Below are 15,345 nucleotides of genomic sequence, written 5' to 3' on the forward strand. Positions count from 1 at the left end.
TTGAGCTTTGGGAAGGGGATCGGCTCGTTGCCGTCTTCCCAAGTGCAACGTCGAATGAAGATCGAAGCGACCGCTTGTCCTGATTAGAGGGTCCGCCACGCCGCCGAGTTTGGGCGTGTACTCATTGCGCGGCCGAACGATGACGCCCGATTACCCAGAAAAGCGATCCAACCAATCTCGTAGTTGCGGTTAATGGCCGTCTCGGTCCAACTCTCGCAACAATCGATGCAGGAAGTCGCTGGCGTGGTTGTATTGTGCGCCGTCGTCCAGGATCTGATGAGCCAGTGGTGACATGATGTTGCCAACGGCCTCAGGGCCAATCAGCTCGGTCCGTGACGACCACAACTCCAGCAGCCCGTCCGGGATATGGTCGCTCGATCCAAATAGCTTCAGGAGCCGGGCTTCGGCGACACCGTTATGATCATGGCGGGCCTTGGCCGCATAAAAGGCGAACAAGCTACGAAAGGCGTCACGGGAAACGGAAGGCTTAGCCATCGCAATGTCCCCCACAGAATCCTTCAAATGAATTTGCTTAATCCGGAGCTGAACGGAAGCTATTCCCTCGAAATCCTCACACGAAGAAGATTCTACAACGGACCAGGAAAAAGCGGCAAGCCCTAATCCATGTTAGATAGGACGTATTGACACCAGGCTTTATTCGTCTTTTAGAAAAGTTACCGTTGTTAGCGTGCGGTTCACACTCAACAAAACGTCTGCTTTCAGGAGACAGTGCTCTCGGCGGCTCCGCCGCGGTGTGCTGCTCAGCCGTCCGAAGCCGGCCGTCCCTGGCCCGTTCCCGCTTTCCGCCGGAATGCGCCTCCAGACGACCATGACCATTCCACCTAGCGCATAAGGCATCACGAAGGGAGGCCGACTCCAGCGCAGTCAGGTCCCGCAATACGAGGCAATGGTCTGAGGAAGCCAGAAGACCGTTCCAGAACTTTCGCAGACCAGGAAGAACAAGAATGCAGAAATCAGCAGGACTTTGCCGTCAGTTATTCCCTCCAACAAACGAGGCGGGACCATCGATCGGTCTGCGCGACTGCTCTTCGCCAGCAGCCTCCGCCAAGATGCGCTTCGCTTCGGGTCGAGGGCCTCCGAGAATGCGCTGCCGTCGCCGGTCAGGTTCATCATCTCCAGGTCCGCGGTGGTAAGTTCTCGAGACCAACCTGTCGCCCGCGCGAGACTCCAGCAATACTCAGGCTCATGGATCCAGGTCCTGGTCCTGGTCGGCCGATATACGCCGTGCAGCTTAACCGCTTACTTCACGCCGTCGACGATCCAGTTCCAGCCTTCCCGTTTTATTTCTTTGCCGAGGAATCGCGATAGCTTCCTCGCTCAGATAATACCAAGCCGTGGTGTCGGAATTGGCTCGGCCGTCGATCGTCGTTTCGGGAGCGGGCTTACTGTCGAGCTGCAGCATCAGGCCTGTTGGTTCGGCCGTAACGTGAACTGGTGCGTTCCTTGATTGGAGGCGCAGCGCTTCCCATGCGGAGGTGATGACGCCGCAGCGCGATGCTCCGCGGCCCCCGCTTCAAACCCCGCAGCTTTCCCGGAGGCGTTCGAGCGGTCGATGAGCGCTGCGCAGGTTATAGTCAACACCGACGAGCCCGGATCATCCGTGAGGCTCGCAGCGTAAGATCCTGGCCAGCGGAAAGCGAGTTGGGGGCCGTCCATGAGGAGCGCAAACACGAGATTGGGCCCGAGGGATCACGACAGCGCAGGGTGGACGCGAGCCAAGTCTTCCACAGATCACGGCTGTCAAAGCGGACCGGTTGCGGAAAACGTCCATGTGGATGATGCGATGGCCGATTTCCAGATATTCCCAGCACACCCATCTCGTGGACAGCTCGTCTTGTAAGCCGCAGGACTCGATCTGCTGGCCGTCGAGCTGCCAACGATGACGCTTGCACCTGGAATGAGTTGCCGCAACTCTCTCGCCGAAGCTGTTGGTATAAAGAGGCGAGACCACAACGAAGTTGCCGAGAAGGCCGTTACAGTCCCTCGACGCACCCGAGATCACGAACTCAATCGAAGGATGGTGATCGCGGACGCCTGACCAGAGCATCATGCGTGCTCCAGTCGAGCGCGTATTCCGGCAGAACGATCCCGTTCGCAGGCTTTCGCTCACGACGCGCCTCTGCGAGCAGCCGATCGACGAAGAAAGATCACGTCACCCCTCTTCAGTGCTCCATCCTCATCGGTGGCGCTCGGTGTGACTCCCTCCGGGCGGAGCCACTTTTCTCGACGCGAAAACGTCCCCAACGATTCTTATTTCCCTTCTTGTCGCGATTCACTCGGCCGCGGAAGCAACCTGCAGGGATGGCGTAGGGAAAGGGCCCCAGGAGCAGATTGAGCCTGGTCTGATTGTTGCCGTAGTTCGCTTCGGGTTGGTGCCAGTACGCGTTCGTGTAGCCTCTCGGCGGTAGGAGCGTCAGGTTATGACTGAGCGTCCGGATCGACCAGCCCAACTCCGTTGCCCGGCCTTTTAAGGCTGCCGATTATAGCCCCATTGTTTTCGAAATGAGTGAAATCGGGTGCCAAATTCGGGCTCGGAGCAATGGCCACAGGCGGGCCCTGTTCGGTTTCGATGGAGCACGCATCGGCACACGGAACGGCAACGATGATAGCGCCACTGGGAACATCGAGAGCGTCTGCCGGACTTGACGCAAATTGACCCGGACGAGCCAGGTTTGTCGGCGAGAATGAAAGGTGTTCCCAAGGCTGGCGCCCGGACTTGTGGCAGCTCCCATGCGTGTCCGGAATGTGAGGGCCATATCAGGCGCGGCGAGTCCCAGGACGCGATCATGACGCATCGCATTCGTGGTTTTGACGCGGCCGCAAAGTTCGCTACGCTGGCAACCCCGCGTGCAGGCAACGATGAGAACTGCGAGATTGCAGGCGTGCGCGCTTCTTTTGGAGCCATTTACCGAAATCGGTCCGCACAAACGTTTGTATGAATTGGACAGGCGCTTCGAGCAGCTAAATTGAAACGCCGAAAGAGGGCGCTGGCAGCGGAGAGGCTTCCTGGGTTTGACGACTTGTTCGCCTTCGTTTGGGAAGGCAATGGCTTCCTTCGACCTCTCGGGTCGGAGATGATCTCGATGGGCACTTCAATGAGTACTTTGATTCGCCTCCGCTACAACACAATGGCCGATGAAAGCCCGGGCGGCGAATGGAGATGGCGCGTGATCATGGAGAGAGATGGCGGATATGAGGAAGTTCTCGTAAAAGAGCTCTCGATCAACGTGCCGTCATTCTCCCAGGCAGACGAGATGCCTGTTGTTGGGCGCAAGTACCATATGCTTGCCACGGCACACTCACGGTGAAAGACGGTCTCGGTACCATCAGGTGAACCGAATGAGGTCGCCTCGATTGGGCTGAGCCGGCCTGGCTCGTCCTCACGCTCTAGCCATCTGCCGTGGACTTAAACGGGCGACTGAAGCGATGATCCCGCCAGGCGCCTCGTCCGGAAGGCTGGTTGAAGTTCTATTGGCCGCCTGTCCGGTTGCCGCCTTTGCCCCCCGTTTTTGTAAGCCTCACGCCCACCAGGATTGAGCGGGTTGAAATCATGCGCGTCCACTTTTTCGCATCGTCTGCTCACGGCTGCATCATATCAAGGGGCGTAATTCGCCAATCTTAACGCAGTCATGAAACGCCACAACGATTCGTAGCTGAATCCTTTAGCGAAGGGATAACCAAGGAGTAATTCGTTCGCTGCCTTCATAGTCTCAAATTGATCATCAGCGTCTTTGGTGTTGTTGATCAAGCATCAAGAGGCCCCTGCGAACATTTCAAGCGATCACGTTTTTGGTTGGCGTAACATGGGGAAGAACGGTGGAGAACCGCCGACCTGGACTTCCGTCAAAACACTCCAACCTTGTTGAGCATAAAGTCGCATCGCGTGCGGACTGGTCGCCTCCAAGTGCACAGGTCTCTGCGCGGCATCTGAGATCTCGGTTGCGTGCCGAAGAAGATGTCCTGCGAGCCCTGATCGCTGATGTATGGGATCAATGGCTACCATACTGACATACCAATGCGGCTGATGCGGATGGTACTTACCGAACGTTTCAAAAAGTCTTTCGGTTTCGGAACGCCGGTGCGCAGGAACGCTCTTTAGAAGGAATTCCATCATGCTGGTGTTGTCGCGCTTTTCGCCAGCTGTGTCCCATAAGATGGCTCCCTTGTCGCCGTCGTTAAGATATGCGCCGCTCGAATATGGACTGCCGCAGTGATGCTTAATAGGTCCGTTAAAATGCTGCAGGTACTCCCGCGGTTCAGGGTACAGCCACCTCAACAAAGGACACATCGTAAATGCGGTTCTTAGGATCGCAAGGACTCTCGAGTGGTCCTGAAGATCGATAGTGCATCCCCATCGGCGGATTGCATAGTGCCTCCTTACGCTGCCAGTGCCGAACTGTGGCTCTACCGATCTAGCGCTTTGAATCCACCGACCGCGTGGCCAAAAAACTGTGGTAGCAAAAGCCAGGCCAAAGAATTGTGCGGCTCGCCTTGCTTCTTGGAGTGGAATGTCGTCTTCGCGACAGGACGGGGACGCGGTTGCCGTCGGGGAGCTAGCGGTTGCGAAAGCGCTAGCCCGGGCTGGCTGATGCGCAACAGCCACCCGAAGGTAAATATCCGCACAACGTTGAGTGAGATGGTTCACTCTTCAGACGCTCGGCATTTACCCCGCGAGGCTTTCAACGATGCTTCGCTCTCCTGCCGCCGCGGAGCCCCGCGAACTGCCGGTGAGGTGCGGGAGCCGCGCCGCGGGATGTTGAGCTGGGCGGATCGCTGGCCGGGCAGAACAGCCACCTAAAGCCGGCGATCCCTACGAATCTCTCCGAGCCTTCGCGGCCCACAGGAACGCTCGGCTCATATCGTGTCAAAAATCTCACTGCAAGCAATTCCCGAAGACGTGAAGCCACCTCGCGGGCGATTGCAGAGGGCGCTTAGCGATTCCACCGGACGGTGGTATGGAATTTGCTGTCTCCGCTCGCGCCGCCGCACGCGATTGCGCCATCGCCACTGATGCCTACGCAACGCGCGAGATCGCAGTGCTCTGCATCAATTAAAGCGTAAGGTTTCTAACATGAAGGCGCTCGTCAAGACTAAGTCTGAGCCCGGACTCTGTCTACGCGACGAACCCGTGCCCATGATCGGCCCGACTGATCTCTTGATCAGGGTCAAGACCGGGGTTTGCGGTACGGATATTCATATTTTCCGCTGGGACGAGTGGGCTCGTAAAACGGTGCCTGTGCCCATGGTGGTGGGCCACGAGTTCGCGGGCGAAAGAGTGATCTCGGCTCGGCCGTTCAAGGCCTTGCATGCGGCCAGCGTGTGACGGGAGAAGGCCATGTAATCGCAATGCACGGTCTGGCCTAGGCCGCCCGGACCCGCATTCTGAAGGCACGTAAATTGCTGGATAACGAGCAGGAGCTGGCGCAAAGAACGCAGGCCGCAGCGACTATCTCGGAATTCTAATGAGGCTGATCCGATTTATCTTGTTCCACCTGGCTTTGATGCTGCTTGCACCTGAACTTTCAGACGCAACGAGTGCTGCCGCTGGCGCAAGTCCTTCGAGCGTCAAAGCTATGGCGACATTCAAGCAGAATGGTCCCCGAGAGGTGCTACCAAGCTTCAGGAATGGCGGCGGTTACGACAGCCAAACGACGCTAGCCGCACCCGGTCAACCGGCGGACAACCTCCAGCCCGTCAAGCTGCCTGGCAATTCCGCGGGGCTGGAACCCAGCCTTAGATGTATGATCCGCACGCCCCAACGCCCGACAGTCAATATCCTCGATGGCGCTGATAGGCTCAACCTCCCCCTTGTGACGTACGGGATGTGCAATCCTGCCGCCCCGCCTTTTAATCTCCTAGCTGCAGAGACGCCGCGCTCAAATACAGCTACCCCCCATGGGGTGCTGATTGTCGCCTTTCTGACTGTTCTTGTCGTTATTTTTGTAGAAGTAAACGGTCCAGGTGCGGGCACGTGAGGGAGCAGAGCTGGGTTATATCGCAGTCGCCGTTCAGCTGATCTCCCGCAACTGTTCGCTGGTTGCGATTCAGCCTTCACGCCAAGGGACTCACGGGAATTTGTCCGTCCTCCAGGGTGCGGCAAGACCACACTCCTACGCTGCATTACCCGGATGCAGCGTCTGACGAGTGGAGTCTGCTGGGTCGACGGCGAGATTTGGCAGGATGAGACGATGTTTCAGCCGCACTCATCTACGTCCCATCGCGGGTGTATTTCAGCGGCCGATCTTTTCTCATTTGTCTATCAAAGCGTATTCTCCTGTAGAGCCCGTCAAAACCGAAGGCGGCACTGATCGACTTTGACGGTGTGGTCGAACCGCTAGTCTTGTGGCACTGCCTGACGGTGGGCCCGTCACATCTTTCTGGGGCGCAGCAATGTAGCGTGCTGTCGATCCCAACTCGGCTACTTTTAGTGGCGACCCGCTCATTTGGACTCAACTGCACCGCCAAGAGCGAGCTCTGCCATGTCTTTAAGGCTTGGCTAGCTTGGCACGATTTTCTCCAAGCTTGACGGCACCCATCAGGACAGCCGCGGAGACGTCGCTCAAGGCGACCGATCAGAAGGACAGGGGCGAGACGACCATTCAACTCACCGAGAGATCGCATCCCACGACGGTCCGGTCCTGGCGCGCCTGCGTCACTCACGCTGCTTGATCGCAAATCGGCTATCCAGCGAAGGCGGCCTCACCGGGGGCCCTCACCGGAGGAGTACTTTCTTACGGCCTTCCCTAAAGTTCTCTGGCCTTTCGCGTGATGCGCTCACCCGTTCGAAGCCGATAAAGGCAAGATCATTGTTGCAGCCTTTGTACGCGCCCATCCCAAGATCTGCTGGGGCGGTTCTGCGCGATATCCTCGTGCGGCGCTTGAGGGACAATCCTTTACGCATCTTCGCGAAATAGACTGCGCAGCATTCCTCGCGCTCATGAATCCAGGACCAAAAGTGATTGGCCCCTCTTCGCCGGCAGGGAATTCAGAGCGCCGCTCGGAGCGCGTCCTGGCCAGCACTGATCTACCCCAACCTCGTCTCGGGCGCGGGGCTCCGCGGTTCGGCTACAGCGTTGCGCGTCACTGCTCTTCGGCTTCGCCCCACTGGACAACTATTCCCCTTTCGCCTTCCTTCTTGAAAAAGTTAGCACATCTTACCTGCATCACATCGAAGCAATCGCAATTGCGGCCACAGAGCAGTTGGCAGCAGACCTCATCAGCTCCACGCCCCCTTCACATGGCTGCGAGAGGAACGAGGCACAGAACTATCAAGACAAACTAGATGATCTCGAAGTATCTCCGACGTTCAAAGTCGGTCACTCGATTTTGAACGGCGTCCCATTCCCAACGGCGCGAGCAAGAGAATGCTTCAACAAACCTTTCTCCGAAAACCTCGTTCGCTGCTGCTGACTGTGCAAAACGAGAAGTTGCCTCTGATAGGCTTTGAGGTAGTCTCGCAGTCATCTCCACGCTTGCATCACCGGCGATCGACGCGGGTAGTGCCACACCTGTCTCGAGTCCCAATATTCCGGAACCAATGGCACATGCGAGCGCAAGATATGGGTTCACGTCTGCGCCAGCCAGCCGATATTCCAGACGATGGACGGACGGCTCTCCCGAGATAGCGCGAACCGCGCAGGAGCGGTTGTCAACACCCCAGCTTGGACAGATTGGTGCCCAGCAGCCAGGCACCAACCTCTTGTAGCTATTGAAGTTCGGCGCAGCGAGCACACAAAACTCGTTCATGTAGTTCAATTGTCCGGCGATGAATTGCCTCATAACCTTTGAGAAGTTGCCAACCGCATTGCTGTCGTAAAACGCATTCTGACCATCCGAGGACATCGAAATGTGAATATGGCCGGACTGGCCCGGCCAATCCTCGGAAACCTTGGCCATGAATGTAGCCATCAAGCCTCGCCTTTGCGCCCATGCTTTTATCATCGACTTAAATATGGTTGCTCGATCGGCAGCTTCCAACGCATCACAATGACGAAGTGACGCTTCGACCACGCCCGGTCCCGTTTCGAAGTGCAGTCCGCTGAGAGGTATTCTAGCTTTCTCACAAAGCGCCAAGATCTCATCGAACAGCTCATGTTGAGCAACGGAGCGCATAATCGAGTAGCCGAACGGGCCCCGTGTTAAAGGAGCCCATTCGCTGAACGGCTTATCCTCAATTGTATCGGCGTTCTCCTTGAACAACATGAATTCAAACTCGAACCCGACAGCGCATCTGTATCCGAGGTCAGCAGCCCTTCTCAGGACCTTACGCAGAACACCCCGCGGGCAGATGTTCTCATGTGCGCCCGTGAACTCGGCAAGGTAGAGATATTGATTGCCGACATCAGACACCGAACGGCCGGTGGCAGACAGAATACGCAGGTCAGCATCCCCAAATGCTGATAACGGCTGCTGCGTGAAACTGATCGGAATGACCCGATCCGAACAATCCCACGCCAGCACAGCTTCAGATAACTTGATGACTTTATCTTGACCCGAGAGATCTTCACCTAAGACGTGCTTGCCTCGCAGCACACCGTCGAAGTCGCTTACGCCGATCATCGCCGCGCGGGCTGGACTCGCTCCGGTCAAGGTTGCTTCAGTTGTCATCACTGGCTATCCCGCGCCACCAATTCGAACACCTGGTCCATCCGCATTGCTCGCAACTTGTGATAGTCATCATTAAGCTGATTCACGTCGCTATTCACGAGATAGACGATGCCTGGTGTCGACGCCAAATCGATGGTCGGAACCAGCTCTTCACCAATTGGAACGAATGCAATGGCATCCGCAAAGCTCGGGAGCTTGCGAATTGCTTGGAGTCCCGGGTAGCCGGCAACGACACCGCCCCTGTTGGAGATCAGGGAGACACATAGTGCGTGCGCCTTCCGGTTGTACGGCCCGCGCATCCTCATGTACTCCCCAAAGCCCTCGGGATCTGCGTAGCGCCAAGCGGTCAGCGTGATATGGTTATGCCCCAACGCCATCATTCGTGCTTTTGCCGACATAGTCCCTTGAAGCCTCGCCCCGAAGTCCACCAGAACGGGCCCCCGATGATCGACAATGATCTCGGCATGAGCCGGTCCCTCGAGGATCTGAAGTGCCTGCAACGCACGTTTCAGGTAGTCGGAGAGCTCCTGAACGATTGGTTCGCTGCCGTCCAACAATCTCTCGAGTGAGCAGACCGATGATGCCCCCTCGATAGGAACGGTGTCATAGGTCCAGGCCTCCGTAATGAAGGCATCTCCGTGGATCGAGACGGCGTTTACGGTGTATTGTTGACCGTTTATTTTTTCCTGCCCGAGGGCAAAACGATTCAATGCTCCGACACGGTTCGTCTTCCCGACAATCGCGCTTAGAGCACGCTGAATATCGGCATCTGTCGAGCAAAAGAATACATCCTCGGTGCCCGTACTGTTCAGAGGTTTGATCACGATCTCGTCGAAGTTCGCTTCGCGCCTCCAGCTTGCGATCTCTACAGCATTGTCAGACACGACTTGTCTGATCGATCGCACACCGGCATAGGTCAGCGCACAAGACAATCGTGCTTTGTCACGCCGAGCAGCCGATAGAGCGGTCCCGTTTGAAGGTAAGCCCAGCCGCTCGGACAACGAATCGGCGAGTTCGACTCCAGACTCGCAACCCGCGATAACGAACTCAAATTCTCTGCCCTGGAGAGCCTGAAGATGATATTCAACGATGTCATCATACCCCATGCGCTCGCCGGGGCGAATGAGTTCATCGTACAGATCTGCATTGAAATGCGCTTGGAATATCGGTGGAATCTGTGCGGCCGACATCACATGCACGGTCCCAATTCCATAGCGCTTGAATTCTTCGGGTAGGTAGCGGCCCGTAGAGTATGCGTCCACGACTACACATTTCCGTTCTTTCATGCGGATCTCCGATACTGCAAGTAGATGTTGCTGACAGCGATAGCCGTAATGAGGACATTTCCAACGAACGTGTGTGACGAAGGCACGATGCGAGAATCGAAGTACTGGAACAGGAAGGTGACGATGGGGGCGGTGGACAGGACCATGTTGACGGTGAAGGGCTCTACGCGGCGAATGCCCTCCTGAATCAAGAGCAAAGGTAAAACGATCGTCGACAGCCCAATTGCTGCGATCGCAAACCAATGCTGCGAGATCTCGGGCACGATAGATGAATGGTCGACCAGCCCCAGCAGCAAGAGAATGGTTCCATAAAAGCGATGCGCCAGCACCTGTCGGCCGGAAAACCCACGGTCGAACAGCACCTTGACAAGTATATTTGTGAGGGCGAGCGATAGGCCGGCCACGATGGCCAAGACGATGCCAATGGACGATCGAGCCCCCCACTCCACGCCCGCATTGCCGCTGGCCGAGATCCAAATCATGTAAGTCCCGATCGTCGCAATCGCGGCGCTCACGACAATATCGGATGCTGGTGGGGCGCCCCTGCGCCTGATCAGGGCGTTTAACCACACTGTTGCGGCGGGCCCCAACGCCACCATGAAAGCGACCACGATCGCAGGTTCAGCGTATTTCAGTCCTATAAATAGGCCGATCCAGCTGATCGCCGTCACGACGTTGAGTGCGACGAAGACCAGGAGCGACCATTTTCCGGCTCTTGCTTCGCCTCCCTCGTGACGAGCCAAGAAGTTGAACGTTATACAAACCACCGCGAAAGACAGCAGGAGCGCCACGAACACATCCGCTTTCTGAAAATACGATGCCGCATAAACCTCCCCTGCCGCGCTCAGAACTACATAAAGCGCCACAAAAAACACTCCTAGAGCGAAGCCACTCGTAGATCGTCCACCCTTTTTGTGCCCGCGAGGCCGGGCGGAGCTCTCGGAAGCCCAGGCACGCGCGTCGTTTTCGGAGGACTGCCCTTTCGGCTCGCGCGGGCCACGTTTCGTTTGCAAAATCACGATCTGCCTCTAGCCCTTCTTAGTCCGGCAGTACCCAACACACGCCTCTCCAAATGCTTTGAACAGTTGCTTGCTGAGGAGGTCGGTTGAGACGTGCCATTCGGGGTGCCATTGCACACCGATTTGCAGCGTCGGAGCGCCAATCACTGAAGCTGCCTCGACCAGACCGTCAGGCGCCCACGCCTCGCGCCTTAGCGCTGGGGCAAGTGCCTCGATGCCTTGATTGTGCAGCGAGTTGACTTGCGCTTCGATCGTCCGCGCGATTGGAAACAGTGCGCCATAGGATGATATCCTGACGCAGTGCGCGGCATCGTACTGACGGTCCCTGGGACGATCTGGCTTCTCGGCATGCATGGCGCCGCTTTCTCGGCTCCACTCCGCAAGCGATGGGCGGAGTGTTCCGCCGAAATAGACGTTGAGTTCCTGAAGCCCACGGCAGATGCCCAGAATAGGCATTCCGAGGGCGATGGCGCTCTCTATGGCTACGGCAGAGAGCCTGTCCCGGGGACGGTCAAGGATCCCAGGCTCAACATCCCGCCGATCAGGATCCGCAAAGGATGCGGGCGCTGACAGGACTGCGGGGTCCACGTTTGATTCATCGCCTGTCAAGACCAGACCGTCGAGCCGGCGCATGATGGCCGGGGCGACCTCCTCCATAGCATCTTCCGCGTCGACGGTCGGCAATATGACACAAGCCACTCCCGCATGACGATGGAGTGCCTGCACGTACTTGCGCCGTAACCAGTCGCGATGCACACCATCGACCAGAAGACGGTTCGAAGTGACGGCGACAACGGCTTGGGTGCGCTCGGGCTGTTGCAACCTCACGCCACCTTGCCTCGCGTGCGAACCCCGGCAACGGGCTGCTCATACAGCCGTCGATTTCGCTCTTTCAACTGAGTTATGACGCTAGGTTGACCTTGAGGTCCCTTGACAAAGAGCCCGCCCCAGGTGGCGGCGACCTTCGCGTAGTTCGGATCCTGCATTCGGATTTTCTGAGCCTTGCGCAACAGCCAAAACGGGATGCCGGGTGAAAGGTGATGCTCAAGGTGGTACTCATCCAGATTCTGTCCCAGGATGGCTCGCTCGAGGAAGCTTCCTTTCCTATTCCTGGTGAGATAGACGTTCTGCGTCTCTGTCTCGCACATGGGTGAGTGCTCAGCGAGTTCGATAAACCAGCCGAGAACCTGAAACGTGGTGAGATAGGGCACGATCCAAAACAGGACGACGATATGGAGCAGACCAAGAGCATATGATCCGGCCAGGATGCTGAACCAGAACAGATAGAAGCCATACCTGTCGACAAGTATGCCTGAGCGGCTCTGCTCTTCGGTCTCTTCGATCGAAAACCGATTAGTCCAAAGATACTTCAGATACGCTACTGTCGCGCCGCCGAAGATCGGCTTCCAGATGATGTTGAAAGCGTATCTCTCTGGAGGCTGCACATCGTAGACGCCGCTGGCCAGGAAAAACTTCAGGTCGGGATCCTTGTCCGGGTCGCCGAGATAGGGATGATGCAAGTAGACATGTGAGATCCGGTAGGCCCAGTGGCGTTGGAACAAGGGATAGGAAGCGAACAGAATGCCCAGCACATAGTTCCAGGTCGTATTCTTCGCGAGCGTGCGGTGAGCCGCATCGTGAGCGATGGTTGTCAATCCGCGTTGATAGGCACCGATCAGGAGAACGGCCAGCGGGTAGAACCACCACGAGACAGACACGGTCGCAAGCGTGCACGCTGTGATGACAGCGTAATCTTTCGCAATGTAGGCGGCCCCCGTGATGTTGTCCGGCCTTAGCTCCGAAAGCTGCTTATTGATCTCCCGACTGAATTGAACGGCCTCATAGCGTGATGACCTCAGTTTCCAAGCGTCTGCCTGATTCATGAGAACCTCTTCCTGATCGCCTTGCAGGTTGTCAGATTGCGGAAAGCGCCTTGTCCAGATCGCGCAAGATGTCGTTAACATCTTCGATGCCGACACAAAGCCGGATTGAACCGCCAAATATGCCGGCCGCTTCGCGCTTTTCCCGCGGGACAGTGGTGTGGGTCGTCGAGACAGGATGAGTCACGAGCGTGCGGGCATCTCCCACATTAGAAACGTGATACATCAAGTCAACGTTCTGGATGAACTTGCGCCCGGCCAGCTCGTCTTCCACTTCGAACATGACCATCGCCCCATGTCCGTATTCGGTGTTGAGTGTCTGATCGACGATTTCCCGATCGGCGCCCTCAAAGAGCCCCGGGTAGAAGACGCGACGCACTTTAGGATGCTCCTTTAGAACGCCGGCGACGATCCTGGCATTCGCGCAGTGCTGCTTCATGCGAAGCGGCAGCGTTTCAAGCCCTTGGATCAGTTGAAAGCTCGCAAACGGGGCGATGGCTGCACCCGTATCGCGCAACCAGGTCATGCGAGCCTTGAGGAGAAACTCGCTCTTTCCTAGATCATCGACATCGCGCACAGCGTTGTGCCAGACAATTCCGCCATGCGCTTCGTCGGGACCGTTGAACAAGGGAAAGCGGGAGGCTCCCCGATAGCTAAATTTGCCGCTGTCAACGATTAGTCCGCCGAGGGTCGTGCCATGACCGGATATATACTTTGTTGCAGAGTACGTCGTAACTGCGGCGCCCAGGTCTGACGGCCGACATACCAGCGGCGTGGTCGTATTGTCTACGACCAGAGGCACGCCGTACCTTCGGCCGATTTCCGCCAGCTGTTTGACCGGGAGCGGAATCAGACAGGGATTCGAAATTACCTCTCCGAACAGGCAAATCGTGCGATCATCAATGGCACGTTCGAACGTCTCGGGCCTTCGGGGATCTGCTGTCCTCACGCTGATTCCCAAACGCTTTAAGGTGTTGTGGAGCAGGTTCCAGGTATTGCCATATAGATACGGAGAGGCAACAATATTGTCCCCTACTTCGCCACTTGAAAGGTTGATGATAGCAAGGAACGTCGCCGCTTGACCTGACGCAACGGCGAGCGAATCGCTGCCCATGTCGACAGCGGCGTAGCGCTTCTCCAGCGCGCGGGTCGTCGGATTGATAATCCTCGTGTAGGTGAACCCATCCGCCTTGACGTTGTAGACGTCAGCGATGTGATTTAGATCGCCATCGAGTTCATAAGCTGTATTCTGGTAAATCGGCACTGCGACGGCTTTTGTCACCGGGTCGCGTCGATAGCCCGCATGCAGAACAGCAGTCTCGGCGGAAAGCCGCAGCTGCCGGTCCCCAACTGATTGAGCCGGCATCTTTACGCGCGCCCCATATGCCTCTTGGCCCGACGCCGGCCTTGCTGACCGGGCCTGACCGGACCGGAAATATGTACGAAAGGCGCATCCCAACTGCTCAATCCAGCTGGATTGGATTTGCCCAATGCAACCGACCCGAAAGCTCCGCGTCGCAAGATGCAGCTTCGAGTAGACGTAAAGATTATGGGCCGCCAAGTGGCGATACAGCCCATCGAATCCTGGCTGGTCCACTATTCCGGACGGCGCACTGAACGCAACACAGACCGGCGACTGCAACTCGGGGGACAACAGCGGAGCCACTATCCCTTCGAGTTCCTTGATGAGGTCGTCTCTGACCTTCTCGTACCTGAAGCGCCTGGCATCGATGCCTTCCTCGTGCAGAATCTTCAAAGCCATTGTCGTTGCCTGAACGACGTGGGTTGGAGGGGTCGACCGCCACTCACCCGTGCGCTCGAGCGAGCGCCATTGATCTCTCACATCGAGCACAAACGATCTCGGTTCTTGAGTCGCATTCTCCAGCAGCTCGCGCGAGGCGATGACAAACGCAACTCCCGGCGGCCCTTCTATGCACTTGTTGCTCGATGTGACCAGTACGTCAGGTCCACGCTGGCTCAGATCGATATTGAGGGCGCCGAAGGAACTCATCCCATCGATGATGGTCTTTACGCCACCTCGCCTCGCCACCTCCACGATCTCGTGCAGCGGATTGACGATTCCGGTCGTCGTCTCACAATGCACGAAACACAGGTGCGTAACGCCGGGATTTCGGCTCAGATACTCGCCGATCTCTTCCGGATCCAACGGATCGGTCGCGCGCTTGACAAGCTTCAGTGCTTCGACACCCCACAGCCGCAAAATTTGTAGAATGCGCTCGCCATAGATGCCGTTTACGCAAACGAGCGGCCTGTGGGCTCGGGACACAAATGAAGAGAGGGCCGCCTCCATTGCAAAGGAGCCACCTCCTTGAATAGGCACCACCGAATATTCCTCAGCGTTTCCCAGCAAGTTGAGCATCAGCCGCCTCATGCAGGCGGTCACCTCCTTGAACTCGTCATCGCGAGACGCGAGATCAAGCTGCATCTGGCTCCTGACCGCCAGCGATAACGATAATGGACCAGGCGTCAGCAAAGACCGCTGTCTTGTCAAACCATTCCTCCTAACATTGT

General features: G+C 57.0%; 11 protein-coding genes and 1 pseudogene. 4 read left to right on the top strand and 8 right to left on the bottom strand.

What is annotated here, in order from left to right; genetic code table 11:
* Positions 1–189 precede the first annotated feature (189 nt).
* Complete coding sequence (locus tag I6F16_RS35315) at positions 190–495, bottom strand: hypothetical protein (protein WP_225174486.1); 306 nt, start codon at positions 493–495, stop codon at positions 190–192.
* A gap of 757 nt (positions 496–1,252) precedes the next feature.
* Positions 1,253–1,423 (bottom strand): hypothetical protein, encoded by a 171-nt coding sequence (locus tag I6F16_RS35320; RefSeq protein ID WP_210161159.1) that lies wholly within the window; start codon positions 1,421–1,423, stop codon positions 1,253–1,255.
* Positions 1,424–2,807: 1,384 nt separating this feature from the next.
* Between I6F16_RS35320 and I6F16_RS35325 the strand changes: the two genes are divergently transcribed.
* The 4 genes and pseudogenes from I6F16_RS35325 to I6F16_RS38290 all read left to right on the top strand — a co-directional run bounded on the left by I6F16_RS35325 (position 2,808) and on the right by I6F16_RS38290 (position 6,329).
* The gene (locus tag I6F16_RS35325; protein ID WP_162131275.1) at positions 2,808–2,960 is read left to right on the top strand and encodes a hypothetical protein; all 153 of its coding nucleotides are present in this window, start codon (positions 2,808–2,810) and stop codon (positions 2,958–2,960) included.
* Between the two features lie 144 nt (positions 2,961–3,104).
* Complete coding sequence (locus I6F16_RS35330) at positions 3,105–3,329, top strand: hypothetical protein (RefSeq protein WP_225174487.1); 225 nt, start codon at positions 3,105–3,107, stop codon at positions 3,327–3,329.
* A 1,763-nt stretch (positions 3,330–5,092) separates the two neighbouring features.
* Positions 5,093–5,364, top strand: a pseudogene (locus I6F16_RS35340) (alcohol dehydrogenase catalytic domain-containing protein); the annotation flags it as partial.
* A gap of 785 nt (positions 5,365–6,149) precedes the next feature.
* Positions 6,150–6,329, top strand: coding sequence for a hypothetical protein (locus I6F16_RS38290; protein ID WP_338076645.1), 180 nt, complete (start codon positions 6,150–6,152; stop codon positions 6,327–6,329).
* Between the two features lie 970 nt (positions 6,330–7,299).
* Here I6F16_RS38290 and I6F16_RS35345 read toward each other — a convergent pair.
* The 6 genes from I6F16_RS35345 to I6F16_RS35370 all read right to left on the bottom strand — a co-directional run bounded on the left by I6F16_RS35345 (position 7,300) and on the right by I6F16_RS35370 (position 15,259).
* The gene (locus tag I6F16_RS35345) at positions 7,300–8,628 is read right to left on the bottom strand and encodes a glutamine synthetase (protein ID WP_225174488.1); all 1,329 of its coding nucleotides are present in this window, start codon (positions 8,626–8,628) and stop codon (positions 7,300–7,302) included.
* Positions 8,628–9,914: a hypothetical protein gene (locus tag I6F16_RS35350; RefSeq protein WP_036016009.1), complete on the bottom strand. Its 1,287-nt coding sequence runs from the start codon at positions 9,912–9,914 to the stop codon at positions 8,628–8,630. The genes I6F16_RS35345 and I6F16_RS35350 overlap by 1 nt, the downstream gene beginning before the upstream one ends.
* Complete coding sequence (locus I6F16_RS35355; protein ID WP_225174489.1) at positions 9,911–10,780, bottom strand: DMT family transporter; 870 nt, start codon at positions 10,778–10,780, stop codon at positions 9,911–9,913. The genes I6F16_RS35350 and I6F16_RS35355 overlap by 4 nt, the downstream gene beginning before the upstream one ends.
* A 162-nt stretch (positions 10,781–10,942) precedes the next feature.
* Positions 10,943–11,761, bottom strand: coding sequence for a gamma-glutamyl-gamma-aminobutyrate hydrolase family protein (locus I6F16_RS35360; RefSeq protein WP_225174490.1), 819 nt, complete (start codon positions 11,759–11,761; stop codon positions 10,943–10,945).
* Complete coding sequence (gene rtxC, locus I6F16_RS35365) at positions 11,758–12,816, bottom strand: dhydrorhizobitoxine desaturase (protein WP_225174491.1); 1,059 nt, start codon at positions 12,814–12,816, stop codon at positions 11,758–11,760. The genes I6F16_RS35360 and rtxC overlap by 4 nt, the downstream gene beginning before the upstream one ends.
* Before the next feature lie 31 nt (positions 12,817–12,847).
* Positions 12,848–15,259, bottom strand: coding sequence for a 2-aminoethylphosphonate--pyruvate transaminase (locus tag I6F16_RS35370; protein ID WP_249785726.1), 2,412 nt, complete (start codon positions 15,257–15,259; stop codon positions 12,848–12,850).
* Positions 15,260–15,345: the final 86 nt, after the last annotated feature.

Origin of the sequence: Bradyrhizobium sp. IC4060 (genome assembly GCF_020193715.1) — a bacterium.
Lineage (GTDB): Bacteria > Pseudomonadota > Alphaproteobacteria > Rhizobiales > Xanthobacteraceae > Bradyrhizobium > Bradyrhizobium yuanmingense.

Excerpts from the sequence above, each read along its gene's own strand:
- I6F16_RS35325 (WP_162131275.1), top strand. The coding sequence starts at position 2,808 with ATGACGCATCGCATTCGTGGTTTTGACGCGGCCGCAAAGTTCGCTACG.
- rtxC (WP_225174491.1), bottom strand. The coding sequence starts at position 12,816 with ATGAATCAGGCAGACGCTTGGAAACTGAGGTCATCACGCTATGAGGCC.
- I6F16_RS35345 (WP_225174488.1), bottom strand. The coding sequence starts at position 8,628 with ATGACAACTGAAGCAACCTTGACCGGAGCGAGTCCAGCCCGCGCGGCG.
- I6F16_RS35370 (WP_249785726.1), bottom strand. The coding sequence starts at position 15,259 with ATGCAGCTTGATCTCGCGTCTCGCGATGACGAGTTCAAGGAGGTGACC.
- I6F16_RS35350 (WP_036016009.1), bottom strand. The coding sequence starts at position 9,914 with ATGAAAGAACGGAAATGTGTAGTCGTGGACGCATACTCTACGGGCCGC.
- I6F16_RS38290 (WP_338076645.1), top strand. The coding sequence starts at position 6,150 with ATGCAGCGTCTGACGAGTGGAGTCTGCTGGGTCGACGGCGAGATTTGG.
- I6F16_RS35320 (WP_210161159.1), bottom strand. The coding sequence starts at position 1,423 with ATGCTGCAGCTCGACAGTAAGCCCGCTCCCGAAACGACGATCGACGGC.
- I6F16_RS35315 (WP_225174486.1), bottom strand. The coding sequence starts at position 495 with ATGGCTAAGCCTTCCGTTTCCCGTGACGCCTTTCGTAGCTTGTTCGCC.
- I6F16_RS35330 (WP_225174487.1), top strand. The coding sequence starts at position 3,105 with ATGGGCACTTCAATGAGTACTTTGATTCGCCTCCGCTACAACACAATG.